The 14,003-nt window shown below is 35.8% G+C and carries 6 protein-coding genes; 3 read left to right on the top strand and 3 right to left on the bottom strand.

From position 1 onward, the window contains the following. Nucleotides 1-32: 32 nt before the first annotated feature. Nucleotides 33-923 carry a PEP/pyruvate-binding domain-containing protein gene (locus Bccel_RS31370; protein WP_242856999.1) on the bottom strand — a complete coding sequence of 297 codons (891 nt, stop codon included), beginning with the start codon at nt 921-923 and terminating at the stop codon, nt 33-35. A gap of 65 nt (nt 924-988) precedes the next feature. Next, entirely contained in the window at nt 989-2,581 is a 1,593-nt protein-coding gene (locus Bccel_RS31365; protein WP_242856998.1) for a PEP/pyruvate-binding domain-containing protein, read from the bottom strand. Between the two features lie 308 nt (nt 2,582-2,889). Here Bccel_RS31365 and Bccel_RS08625 point away from each other — a divergent pair, with 308 nt between their 5' ends. Further along, entirely contained in the window at nt 2,890-4,467 is a 1,578-nt protein-coding gene (locus tag Bccel_RS08625) for a cohesin domain-containing protein (protein WP_036937916.1), read from the top strand. 81 nt (nt 4,468-4,548) lie between these two features. Here Bccel_RS08625 and Bccel_RS08620 read toward each other — a convergent pair whose 3' ends face one another. Further along, nucleotides 4,549-7,053, bottom strand: a complete 2,505-nt coding sequence (locus Bccel_RS08620; RefSeq protein ID WP_036937913.1) for a stalk domain-containing protein — start codon at nt 7,051-7,053, stop codon at nt 4,549-4,551. Between the two features lie 501 nt (nt 7,054-7,554). Here Bccel_RS08620 and Bccel_RS08615 point away from each other — a divergent pair. Beyond that, a complete protein-coding gene (locus tag Bccel_RS08615; protein WP_036937911.1) occupies nt 7,555-8,319 on the top strand; it encodes a stalk domain-containing protein in 765 nt (254 codons plus the stop codon). 155 nt (nt 8,320-8,474) lie between these two features. Further along, on the top strand, nt 8,475-13,994 hold the full coding sequence (locus Bccel_RS08610; protein WP_036937909.1) for a galactose-binding domain-containing protein: 5,520 nt from the start codon (nt 8,475-8,477) through the stop codon (nt 13,992-13,994). Nucleotides 13,995-14,003 lie beyond the last annotated feature (9 nt).

Genomic DNA, 14,003 nt, shown 5'->3' with positions numbered 1-14,003 from the left:
GCCGCTTGCTTTTATGTAAATTTTTTAGGTATTCATCTGCATAAAAGAGTTTGTGTTACTATATCGGAAAATATCTCCATACCATCTGTTTTTACTATTCGGATTACATCCTTATACTGTGAACATTGGGGCAGTATTGTTTCAAGGATGTTTTCTTTTTCAAGAATACGGTTAGGGTAATATATAACATCATTCTGACCATCGAAAATTGCCACATAAAAAATTCCTGTTTCCACAATATCCTGGAAAAAGTGGCTGCCATAAGACAGTTCAGGCATAAAACCTGTTTCACTAGATGCTACTTCACAAATTACTGACATGTTACAAAGCTCAGTAAAATGCACGGGTACACCTAAAGATGGGGTTGTAGTTCCCCATCTTCCAGGACCCATTAGCATGGCATTTTTTCCCTTTAGGGCAGAATTTATTATACCGATCTGCCTGGCGACAGAGTATTTGCCGCTATCATTAAGCCCTAAATATGATTGTGCATCTACAAAAACTACAAAATCTACAGGCAGCCGAATGTTTCCACCAATAAAAGGCCCTTTTGTATAAAAGAAGCAGTCTTTTTCATTATTTAATTTAGGTAACTCAACAGGTTTACCCAGTCCTCTTGTCTGCAAAGGGCGGCATTGAAGGAGGTTAATTTTGAAGCTGCTATCCTTTTTGAAATTTGCCGTAAACTCAATGTCCACAGGATAATTGTAGACCTTGGAAAGTATAGCCAATATATCTTTCATAAGTGCTGGGAATTTTGTATTCCCAAGCAATCTCTTAAAGTCCATAATATAAGGGGCTTTAATATTGTCCATTCCAAGTTCACGTATACGGGCTAAAGCTTGATTATCCAGGGTGGCAAACAGCTCTTTATCTGCTTTTATATCATCCGATATTACTTCGTCAACGTTTTTAGTAATCAATTCATTTTTCTCCAAAGACAGAACATCAACAAAATGCTGGGAGAATTTTTTTTGGTCCTTATAATTCATGGGGGAATACGCAATGGATTATCAAGACAAACAATTCTGGCATAATCACCGACAGTCCTGTCTACCGCCCTTGTTCCAAGACCGAATACCATGCGAAGCATACCCGCATCCATATCTATATTTTTGTCCCATACGTACAGATTTGAGGAATTTCCCACACCTGCAATATGAGGATAAAAATCTTCATTATAATTGTCTCCTGAAACACGCTGAACTAAAATTGCCATTTGTTCGTCTTTCTCCGCAAGTCCTCTGTTTAATCGGTACTTCAATGCATCTTCGTTCATAGTGCTTGCATATACTATGCGAACAGCCTGTGCAAAAGCATTATAGCGTTCTTCAGGAGTGCCTTGATTAACACAAAATACGCTTTCATACTTTCCGGCAAAAGCATTGCCAAAATTATCCTCAAGGAGCGAGCTTGAGCGTACAATAATAGGTGATTGTCCAAAGTATTCCAGTAATTCTATAAATTTTTCCTGTATATTCTCGGGAAAACGTCCGTTAAGAATTTTCTCCTGCAACTCTTTTGCATATTTAAAGTACCCTTCTTGAGTTTTTTGTTTTATGCGAAGCTCCCAACAGCCGTTTTGTACAATGTATGTGTAAAAAATGTCAGAACCTAGATAGTACGAATCATGAGGCTCCATATAAAGCTCAATGCGTTCGCCTTCTTCCTTTTCAAGAATCTTTCTGGCTATGAGCATACCTACACTTTTTCCGCCGATAAAGCCTGTTCCCACTTCCCTTGATGCAATCCTTAGAATGTCCTTTAGAGTAAAATACCGATTACATAAATTGAACATTCTTGTATCATTTCCAATAATCATGGACATCAGGAGTCTTTTGGCTTTTTCCTGTTCCTCGTGAGGGCTTGTAAGCAAATTTGCTGCTTTATTTAAAACAACATCCCAGTTATCAATTATTTCGCCCCTCCGGTTAATGCTGGAAAACAACTCGGTAGACTCAGAACTGCCTGTTATACATATAGCTTCCTGGCCATCTATAAGATGAGGGAAAAACATGGTTGAAGAGTATCGCTTCCAAACTTTTAGAGGGTGGATATAGCACTTATCATTTACTTTATACAAATCCAGCAAAAGCTGGGTAGTATCACGAATACCAGCAATTGTACTATAAGTGTGGACATTTCTTTTGATCGCAAAGTAAGCTATTGTATCCAATTCATACAAGTAGGGACAGGTTACTTTGAAGAAGTTTCCAAGCATGAGATCTGAGTACCAATATTCCAATAAATCTGTTAAACAGTCAAAAACATAGAAGGTTTTCCTTCCTTCTTTTTCAACTAGATTGTGTACTGCCGCAGCAAAGCTTTCAAAACCGTTCTTAGCTTCAACAGTATAGATTTTGATATCAGGGCTTTCCGAGACAATAGGTTCATGCCTTCCGAAACGAACATAAACCAAATTTCTTTTGTCCAGTTTTGCCTGAGTTACATAAGGCTCAACCATTTTTCTGTAGTCCTCTACAGAATCAACCTGCCATACAACATTATCACCAAGTCTAAGTTTGTCAATCATCTGATCAAAGCCTAAAAGTCCTGTACTAACCTTATCACGAATTTCCATATCAAGCCTCCGTTTTTTATTGAAAAAGGTGAAACAATGACATTGAGATGTGCTACCTAAAAGTGTTAAGCCTTCAATTTCTATTATAGTATATATGTAAGCCTAATGTCTATTCAGAACAAAATCCATATGAAAGAATAAATAATATTATACAATAAAAATGAAAATTTAAATTATTTAATGTATAATTAATTTGGACGAGAGATTATTTCTCTGTAAAATAAAGGATTTGGGGGTGAAGGTTGAAATTAGTTTGATTTAGACTGGTTTTTAATTACTGTATCTATTAATAAAAAGGGGGTATTAACGTGTATAAAAAGAGTTTGTTTTTATTTGTTTTGATTGTTATGATTTTGGGGATGTTTGGAATTCAAAATGCTTATGGCGAAAATACCATAAGTCATATCAACTCTTCTTCAAGTAGTTTGCAGGTAACTATCGGTAGAGTAAGCGGAAAAGCAGGACAAGAAATGGTAGTGCCGATAACCTTTTATAATGTACCCAAATCAGGGATAAATAACTGTAATTTTACACTTGAATATGACACAAATGCTCTTGAATTTAAATCAATGGAGGCAGGTCCAATTGTTTCTCTGCCTATAGCTAACTTTGCTTACCACAGACGTGATAATATAATAAATACTGTATTTAGTGATGAAAGCCTGGGCTCATTGCAAATAGTTTCAGACGGTGCATTTGCCTATATTAAGTTTATGATTAAAAAAGATATTCCAGGCGGAATTTATGACATTAAGCTGTCCGGCATAGCCACCTTTAGCTGTTTGAACGGTATGAAACTTAAATCCATACCTACTGTATTTACAGACGGATATATAATAGCACAAAAAGCAGATATATCGATACCCGACCGTAAATACAGCGTGAATATTGAATTGGGTAAAGTTAATGGGGAAGCCGGAAGTGAAATTACAGTACCTGTAAAATTCAATAATCTACCGCCAATGGGAATAAACAATTGCGACTTCATTATAGGATATGATACTGAAGGATTGGAATTTAAGTCAGTTCAACCTGGTGATATAGTTACATATCCATTAGGCTGCTTTAACTACAATAAGTCGCAAGATGGAAGTATAAACTTCTTGTATAATGATGAAACCCAGGGAGCTATGCCCATTGTAAAAAACGGAGTTTTTGCTGAAATTACATTTAAAATTATCGATAATGCTAAAACTGGTATATATGGAGTTAGTAAGATTAGTGTAGGACTTTTCTCAGGATTTGTTAATGAGAAATTACGTGCCATAACTCCTATATTCAGTGAAGGTTATGTCAATATCGAAGAAGCAGTTACAAGCACACCAACCAACACGCCAACTAGTACACCGACAATTACACCAACAAGTACATCAACCAACACGCCGACAAGCACACCTACAGTTACTCCAACACCTACAAATACGCCTGCCGTCACTCCTTCAAATACGCAATATGATTTGAATATTAAAATAGGAAAGGTTGCTGGAGCTGCAGGAAGAGAAGTAGTAGTGCCAATAACTTTTGACAAAATACCATCCATCGGAATTAATAATTGTGACTTTATATTGGATTATGACAGCACTGCATTGGAATTAAAAAGGATAGAAGCAGGAGATATCGTTCCGGATTCTTCAAGAAATTTTTCTTATAACAAACCTTTTGATGGACAAATATATATGTTATTTGTTGATCAATCCCAATCAAATATGCCGATAAAAAGAAACGGTGTGTTTGCAAAAGTAATTTTCAAGGTAAAAGACAATGCACCAAGCGGTACATACTATGTAAACAAGCAGCATGTAGGTTCCTTTTCAGGCTCACTTGGCAGTAAATTGGCACCTATAAATGCAAAATTTAGTAATGGGTATGTAAAGATAAGAAAATAACAAAAATCGCCATATAAAAATATAAAAAGCCTCCCATGAATTGTTTGAAATCCATGGGAGGCTTTTAAAATAGCGGGTGAATTATTCCTTTATAAAGGTTATTACTGAGGCAAAAGGCTGGCTACAAGAGAAACCTTCGGGTATTAATTCTCTGTTCATCATAATATCGAATCCATCGATAGGAGTGGATGAAAGCACCTTTATTGAGAAATTGTTTTTAGTCTTTGCCAGTTCATTGGCCAATGCAAAAGCATCGTTTATTGAATTGGCAGTCAGTTTATTTATAGTAAAATAGTCTTGAGAATTATCATCTGTCATAAACTTTTCTACATTTTCATCAAGTTCGAAATCATTTTCGATTACGAATTGAGGGCGGATTGAAGAATCTGATGCATTATATACCGGATATTCACGATTATCATTGTTGGTAGCATCCACATTATACCATTTTTCGTTGATCTTGAATTTGTTCCAGGCATGTCCTACACCATTCATTGTTCCTGTTACTGTAATTGCATCTATACCTGCTTCCCTGCATAAGAGTGTAAATGAAGCTGCATAACTTGCACATACTCCCACTTTTTTAACAAGTATGCCGTAAGCATTGAAGGAGTCCTTAAAAATGTCGTCAACCTTTTTGTAATCATTTTTCTCACCATTCTTTAATGCTTCCCAGTCATATTCTGCTGATTTAGTTATATAATCATGAATTGCCTTTTCCTTTTCAGCTAAAGACATTCCAGGTGTTATAATTTGAGAAATAACCTTCTTGGCTTCAGCTTTAACTGCGCTTATTTTTGACTGAATATCATTGTCGGGTGTATAAGTAACACTTAGTTTTTTATTATAGTAATCAAAACTAAACCCTTTCGCATCCATAACCAAAGGCTCTTGTGTGAATATTTTGAAGACCAGGTCTTTTAGATAGCTCCAGTCCATGGCTTCATCGTATGCACTTACATCAATGTCTTTATTCTGTTTTATCATGTTTTCGGTCAGGTAGCTGTACAAATCATTTTTAGCAGGCTTAATTTTTTCAGCTGTATCCTCTTTTTTTGGATCGGGTTTTTCTTCTTTTATTTTGGATTCATTTGTGCTTTGAGGAACCGGTGGATCTATAACGCCGTTATTGGATGTTATTTTGTCCTGTGATTTTTGAAGCTCTGCAAGTAAAGCATCCTCTTTATCTTCGCACATAACTTCTGTTGTTCCGGTGAAAGGAGTATTGAGTATCTTATATGGAAGAGTATATCCGCTAAGATAACCTCTTGTAAATTTTACTGCGTTTTTGAAGTCAAATTTGACTTTATATGGCAGCACTGGTGCATCGTAGCCTGCAAGTGTTGATAAATCCACCGTTGACGGAAGGTCTTTAAATGATTTATAGGATAATTCAATTCTGTTATCGCCATCCTTGTAGGACATGGATTGAGGTATTAGCTGGTCATAGTCTTTAGAGTCAATAACGTTACTTAATCTCGACTCTTTACCGTCTTTTACAGCCACTACTGCATACCGGTCATTAAAATCAAAATTTATGGTTTCTTTATGTTCCGGTGGGGTAAAGCTGCTGTATTGAGTGTCTTTTGTGGTTGTGATAACCTCATCCAATACATCATCATATCCTGAATAGACTTTATACTCGTCAGCACCTTCAACTTTGCTCCATTTAAGAGTTGCCAAACCTTCTGATGAAAGATTAAACTGAAGGGTCGGAATGTCAACAGGTGTTGCCAACGTAAACATCATACGTCTGTACTTGTCTAGCTTGGTGAATTTATTGGCTTCTATATCGGCTTTGAAAACAATATAAAAGTTTGTTCCTTCACCCCATGTATATTTATCATTGTAGCTTTTCTTAAGGGTTGGACTCACAGGAGGTGAAATTACCAGTGATGCGGTCTTATAATCCTTTGACGGTTCAAGATCTATGGAGGCAAAAACCTTATTAAGGCATGCAGGATCAGAGTAAACCTCTGCATAGTCATCTCCTATGCGGCCGTCTTTGTAATCATAATATTTAATAGGAAAAATAAATTTCCTATCAGGTGCTACTCCAAGTTTGGGTTTTAATATTTCGAATCTTGCACCATAGTCTCTTTGGCCTGAAGAATCTTCTGTACCTATGTACTTGGAGTTTATTGTAATTGTAGAAGTGGTGCTGTTCCAATTGATAGTAGCACCTAATGTTTCTACAACATAGCGTAAAGGTATAAATGTTCTGTTATCTTTAATAATGGGTTTTGTATCCATATATGTATATGTAGGTTTTTCAACACCTTCGGTACGAGTTGTAAGCATTTCATCACCGATTGTTAGTTGTATGGTAAGTTTGTTTTTTGAAATTAAGACCAATTGTTTGCTGTATTTTTCTTCAAAATTAACAGTAGCATTTAGCTTTTCGGCTACAAACCTCACTGGTACCATGGTTCTGCCTGCAGAATCAATGAACGGCTGGGCATCAAATTGGATAAGACTTCCGTCAACAATAACGGATATTCCTTTAGAAGCCATTGATATGTTTGGTACGAATGAAAATAAGAAAGTGAAAATCAATAAAATGTTAAGTGTTTTTTTAAGCTTCATAAATCTAATTATTCCTCCTTTTGATATATCTTGATATATCATTTTTAAATTAATCTTTATATTTTAACATTTTTGAGAAATATGAGTCAAACAGTTATCCTAATCAATTCCAATGAATTTTTTAAGGATTGATGAGTAATAATTCTAATTGGAAATATTAAGGAGAGTTGGAAATAAGGGATGTTGACGATATTACCATATTATTATATAATATAATCGTATGAAGTATGTACAACATTTCTTATTAGACGATTTCTTGGATTCAATATGATTATCTTTTTTTTACACTTTGATTTAATTCTTATGATTTTATTTCGATTTAATTCTTATGATTTTATTTCAATTCCTATTCAACACATAATTCTAAATAGATTTATCACTTTTATCTATATGAAAAGTGTTAATATTATAGCCTTTCAATGAGGTACTAACAAATAATTAATTTTTCAATTAAATTTAAGGGGTTTATTTACAAATAAATAACGTTAGGGGTGAATTATAATGAGAAAAAACAGGAAGTCTGTTTCTTGTGTCCTTATTTTATGTTTATTTATTATTGTCAATATTCCTATGTTCTCTTTTGCTGCAGATAATAAAAGTATAAGTGTGTATTTAAATGACACAAAACTTCAATTTGATGTAGAACCATACATAAAAAATGGACGGACAATGGTACCGTTCAGGAAGATTTTTGAGTCGCTGGGTGTTTCTATGAGCTGGAATGCAGCCAATAAAACAATATCAGCCAACGCAAGCAGTACAAATATATTTATTCAAATAAGCAATAAACAAGCAGTTGTAAACGGATTGAAGACTGAGCTTGATGTGGCTGCCGAAATTAAGACCGGAAGAACTTTTGTGCCTTTAAGGTTTGTCAGTGAAAATACAGGTGCAGAAGTCAAATGGGATGGAAAGGCCAAAACAGTTCATATAACGTACATGTTAGGAAAACACAAGCTTGGAGATGTTTCTCGTTACAAGGATTTAGAGCTCTCCATAAATAGTGTTGATACCAGCCAGGATGGAAAAATGGTTACAATAGTTGGAAAAACCAATTTACCGGAAAAACTTTTAATTATAGAAGCATTTGACGATTCAGGCAGGCATGAAACAGGCTTTATTACCATAACAGGCCAGGATGGAGATATGTATAGATTTGAGAGTAATTTATATCTCACTAATTTGTTCAGACCAAAGACTATAGTTATACAAACTGTTAATGAGTCTGATAAACAAGTAAAAATTTCTGAATATACTCTGAATTAAAAGTAATAAAAGTAAAAAGTTTTTTTGTTAGTTAAATTAAAATCACTATTAATCTTGCATTTAGCGGAGCAAAATAACGAATGCTTTAGCGGTATTTTGCGATAGATAAATGTAAAAGGTTAATTGATTTTAATTTAGGTTAAGGAGGGTTATTAATGAGAAGTAATGTATTGGGAATTGAATTTCAAAGGAGACTTTCAATTGTAATGGCAATAGTATTGTCCTTTAGTGTTTTTTTTATAGAAAACCCTAGAGTATATGCAGCAGATAGCATAAAAATTGAGTTTTACAACGGTGGAACAACCGACACTACAAATATTGTATATACAAGATTTAAAATCACTAATACAGGGACGACAACTATTAATGCATCAAGTATTAAGTTCAGGTATTATTTTACTGATGATGGTGTGTCTCCAATAACTACAACAACTGAGTATGCAAGCAATGCAGGAACAGCAATAACCAATAATGTAACTTATGTCATTAACACAATAAGTGCAACAAATGCAAACAGTTATTTGGAATTTGGCTTTAACAGTTCAGTAGGAACAATTGCTCCCGGTACTGCTGTAACAGTTAATTCGAGATTCAATCATTCAAGCTATAGTAAAAATTTTACTCAAAGCAATGACTATTCTTTTTGTTCTACTAATTCAAACTATGCAACATGGGACAAGGTTACAGCATACATAAATGGTGTATTGGCAAGTGGGGTAGAACCTATTTCAGTAACCCCGACCAAGACGTCTACACCAACCCTGTCACCGACCCCATCACCAACACAAACTTCAACTCCAACCAGGACTTCCACACCCGGGGTTTCCTCTGCTCCTACATCTACTGCAGCACCTGTATCAGGAGGCTCAATAACAAAAATTGAAGCTGAAAATGGTGTTTTATCAGGGGCTTTAGTACAAAACGGCAGTGCAGGATATTCCGGAACAGGTTTTTTAAGCGGATTTTATAATGATGGTGTAGGTGTTACATTTAATGTTAGTGTTTCGGCAGCCGGAACATATAATTTATCCTTAAGGTATGCAAATGGAATGGGAAGCCAGCAGCAATTAAGCTTGTATGTAAACGGATCACATTTTAAAGACTGTGTTTTTCCTTATACATCTGGCTGGGATTCATGGACTGAAAAGGCGGATACTATAACTTTAAATGCAGGCAGTAATACAATAATGTTAAAACGTGATTCAGGGGATGGTGCGTTATATCTTGACTATATAACAATATCCCAGTCAGGTCAGTCAGGTCAGACATCACAACTCCAAAATCTTTTATCAAACGGTGATTTCAGCATGGGTACTAATTTGTGGTCACAATATGCTCATTCAGGTGCTGTTGCAACAGGAACAGTTCAAAACGGTGAATATAAAATGGCAATTACCAATACAGGTACATCATCTTGGCATGTCGGGGTCGGTCAGACAAATTTTTCCCTTGTAAGCGGAAAAACCTATAAGGTTTCTTTTGATGCAAGATCCACAATAAATAGAACAATTATTGCTTCAATTCATAATAGCTCATCATATGTAAATTATTTGTATCAGGCTGCATCTCTTACAAATGCAATGACAAACTACAGCTATTATTTCGTAATGAATACATCGGACACATCCTCCCGTATAGCATTTGATATGGGGTCCTCCAGTACTATTCCAAACCATGACATCTATATTGATAATGTTATAATACAGGAGGTTGCCGATTCTGTAGTGATTGCAACGCCTCAGCCTACACCTACATCGGCTATAATAAATCTTATTAAGAATGGAAGTTTTATAGACAATACAGCCAATTGGAATTATCAGGGTTCTTGCTACGGTCAGGTTATTAACGGTGAATACAAACTATCCATATACTATTTAGGCAGTAAATCATCAGATAATCAATTCTATCAAAAGCCCTTTTCACTTTCAGCAGGAAAGACATACAAGTTATCTTTAGATGCAAGAGCTGCTTCATCCACAAAAATAAGAGTATTTATATGTAATGGTACAAGCTATACTGACTACATATCGGTTAATCAAGATATAAGCACAAATATGGCAAATTACAGCTATACTTTTACAATGGCACAATCGGACAGTAACAGTATGTTTGGAATGGATCTGGGAAAGATTGATGGAGCTACCACTACTGATGTTTATTTCGACAACATTATATTACAGGAAATTTCATCTCCATCAAATACCCCAAATGCAACAAGTGCAGTAACAACAACCCCTACAAAAACCCCTACACCAACTTCTACAGCTACCCCTGTTCCAGCTGATCAATTAAATCTGGCACTGGGTAAAAATGTTTTTGTATCATCAGAGGAAAATGGTTATGGAAATGTAAAGCAAAATGCTGTTGATGGAAATTATAATACAAGATGGGCAAGCGGATGGTCCGATAACCAATGGATATATGTTGATCTTGGCTCAACTAAGGCTTTCAATAGAGTCAAACTTATGTGGGAAGTAAGCTATGGAAAGGCCTATAAAATACAGGTATCAAATGATGCTAACAGTTGGACTGATGTTTATACAACAGATTCGGGCGATGGAAGCCTTGATGATATTTTCTTTTCTTCTGTAAATGCAAGATATGTAAGAATGTATGGTATAACAAGGGCAATAGAGTATAGTTTCTCATTATGGGAATTTGAGGTGTATAATGTAAGTGTGACTCCAACACCTACTAGGACTGCAACTCCTACTGCTACACGTACCCCGATGCCAACAGGTTCTGTACAAACGCCAACCCCGGCTGCTGAAAGGATAAATATTGCTATAGGAAAAACTGTATCAGCAGATACAAATGGATCGATTTCACAAAATGCTTCCCAAGGGAATGATGACAATGGTGGAACACGCTGGTGTGCCGGTGACAGTGGTTTGAACCACTGGTGGAAGGTTGATCTGGGAGGCATATATCAGATAACAGGAACTCAAGTTGTTTGGGAGTTTGGAGGAAGAGTATACAAATATAAAATAGAAATTTCAAATAATGATTCCACTTGGAATACAGTAGTGGACAAGAGCGGAAATCAAAGTACACTACAAGTTCAAAGCGATAATTTTAATGCAACGGGAAGATATGTAAGGCTTACTGTTACAGGGCTTGAAAACGGTGCACTTGCAAGCTTCTGGGAGTTTAAGGTTTTTACTGATTCTGCATATTTACCGGCACCACCTCCAACCCCAACTCCGGATGGAGGAATAATTAAAAATGGAAAATTCGATGATGGAACTTCGCAATGGCAGTTTTCTGTAAACAATTCAGCCGGTGCTAATGCATATAATGTGGTTACTCAAGTTTTATCAAACAACGTCTCCAAGACATCTATCGCAAATTTTGGTACGGATGTCTGGAATATAAAATTGGCACAAGGTAATTTTACTTTGGAAAAACTGAAAAAATACAGGCTTTCATTTGATGCATCCTCCACTATTTCAAGAGATATAAAAGTTGAAATTGCAAGCGGTTCTACGTCAGTAAAATATCTTGATGCCACAACAAATGTCAATTCAACTTCGAGAAAATATACCTATGAATTCAATATGTTCAGTAATACAGATTCGACATGTAAATTAACATTTAATATGGGACAGTCAATTACTAATCCAGTTTCAGCGGCACATGATGTTATAGTTGATAATGTCAGTATTATTCTTATGGGAGATGCTCCAACACCTACACCTGGGCCAACGCCTGTTTCCGGCGATTTAAATGTCCGCTTCTCGCCTTTAAGAAGTGCTGTGTCGGACAAATTGGATTTTGGAGAGAAAAGCGACATAGAGCTTACACAGGGTGGGGAGATATCTATAGAGGGGACTATGTTAGGTAAAAAAGAGGTCGCACTGGTTCTTGATAATTCAGGAGCTTTCAACTCATATATGACCGATCCACTTTCACCATTTGATTTCGGAATTTTTGCAAATAAAAATCTTTCAATACAGGGAAATAGTGCGGTTATAACCGGAAGCACCTATTCACAGAAATTCAGCAGTACAGGTATGAGTCTTACAATATCTCAAAACTGTACAGCACAAGACTTCTTTGTAACAACACCTAATCTTAATGTGAATAAGTTCCAGAATGTATCGAAACCGGTAGATATGCCTTATTTACATCCGCAGCTTATCAATGAGGCAATTTTAGCACACCAGGTTTACAGTCCTTACAGTCTTCCTTCCGGAATTGATGTTCCTATGTTAGGTCAAACAGGAATTAACATAAGATATGAGCCGTGGCACAGCCGATTTGTAATAACAGGAAATGGTACTTTTAAAATAAACAAGTCAATGTACTTTAAAGGAAATCTTCTCATATCTTTGCCTAGGATAGATAACACAGGAAATGCATTTTTAGTTGCAGATGGAGATATTACGCTTCAGGGTAATTCACTGTCTCCAAGCGGTCCTAATGACAAGGTATATGTATATTCTATAGGCGGTAATATTGAGTTTCAAACCTCTAATTCTACAATTAATGGAATAGCATATGCACCAGGCAGCCCTGAAAGGCCGGGTGCGTCAGGCAATATAAGGTTTATAGGTAATGCAAATAATGTGAAAGGAAGTATTGTAGGGCAGAACATTAACCTAATGGGAGGAGGACTTACCATAGATTCTTCCCTTAGTTCCTTGCGTGATGTGGAAGAGAAATATATACAAAATTCAACATATTTGAATATGATAAAATATGTAGCTAAAGAATTTATAGATAAATTAGCAGGTACAGATACCAAACTTGGAATTATCAAGTATTCCGAATCGGCGAATAGCAGTAATATGATTTATTATGACTTGTCTATAGCATCAAAAGTTCAGGAAGCAAAGGCTCAAATAGATGCTATGATGCCTGAGGGTTCAGGGGCCAGCAATATGGGCGACGGCATAAGACGGGCCAATGAATTGTTAAAGGATCCTATTAAGTCAAGTGATTTAGCTACCAAATACATGGTTGTTCTATCGGGCTCTGCACCAAATAAATGGACAAAAACCACAGCGCCAGGGACTACAATGAAAACTGATGGCGGTGCTGCCCATCATTATGGTGGCGATGGTGCAGGAGACAGCGATGGAAGTGGATTGGAATATGCAAAAACAGTAGGTGCAGTTGCCAACAGTTTAGGAATAGAAACTTTGTTTATAGATTTTTCTTCATTGAATATTGACACCAAAATGGAACAAATATCTGTTTCAAGCGGCTCCAAGGAAGTTCCATCTACAGGTAAACATTTTTACAAAGCAAAAAATTATACCGAGTTAACTTCCATTTTTGATTATCTATATGAATACACAAATTATGAGATTTTGCTTAATAATGTATTGTATGAAGAAATATTCCCAAAAGGAATAAGGATCATAGAGGGACCTTCCAATATGACATTTTCAAAAGTTGTGATCGATGGTAGCACAAGAGATAGAGCAACGGGTGTGCTAAACAATGTAAAGCTAAAGTATGATGGAAGCAAATATATTTTAAATGGTGATAATTTTAAATTCAAGCTGCGTTTCATAAAACCTGGAGATGTTACCTTTAAAGGTGCAGATTCCAGCATTACATATACCATTGAATATATTGACTCAAAAGGTGTTAAGCGAACAGTACCCATTAAAGGTATATTTAATGATATTACCGTGAATGTAGGCTGGGTTGTAGATATTACATAAGCCTTGATT

Origin of the sequence: Pseudobacteroides cellulosolvens ATCC 35603 = DSM 2933 (assembly GCF_001262605.1) — a bacterium.
Lineage (GTDB): Bacteria > Bacillota > Clostridia > Acetivibrionales > DSM-2933 > Pseudobacteroides > Pseudobacteroides cellulosolvens.
This window is presented reverse-complemented; position numbering and strand designations above follow the sequence as displayed.

Bases quoted from the DNA above. Each gene is read 5' to 3' on its own strand.
- Bccel_RS08610 (WP_036937909.1), top strand. From the start codon at position 8,475: ATGAGAAGTAATGTATTGGGAATTGAATTTCAAAGGAGACTTTCAATT.
- Bccel_RS08620 (WP_036937913.1), bottom strand. From the start codon at position 7,053: ATGAAGCTTAAAAAAACACTTAACATTTTATTGATTTTCACTTTCTTA.
- Bccel_RS08615 (WP_036937911.1), top strand. From the start codon at position 7,555: ATGAGAAAAAACAGGAAGTCTGTTTCTTGTGTCCTTATTTTATGTTTA.
- Bccel_RS31365 (WP_242856998.1), bottom strand. From the start codon at position 2,581: ATGGAAATTCGTGATAAGGTTAGTACAGGACTTTTAGGCTTTGATCAG.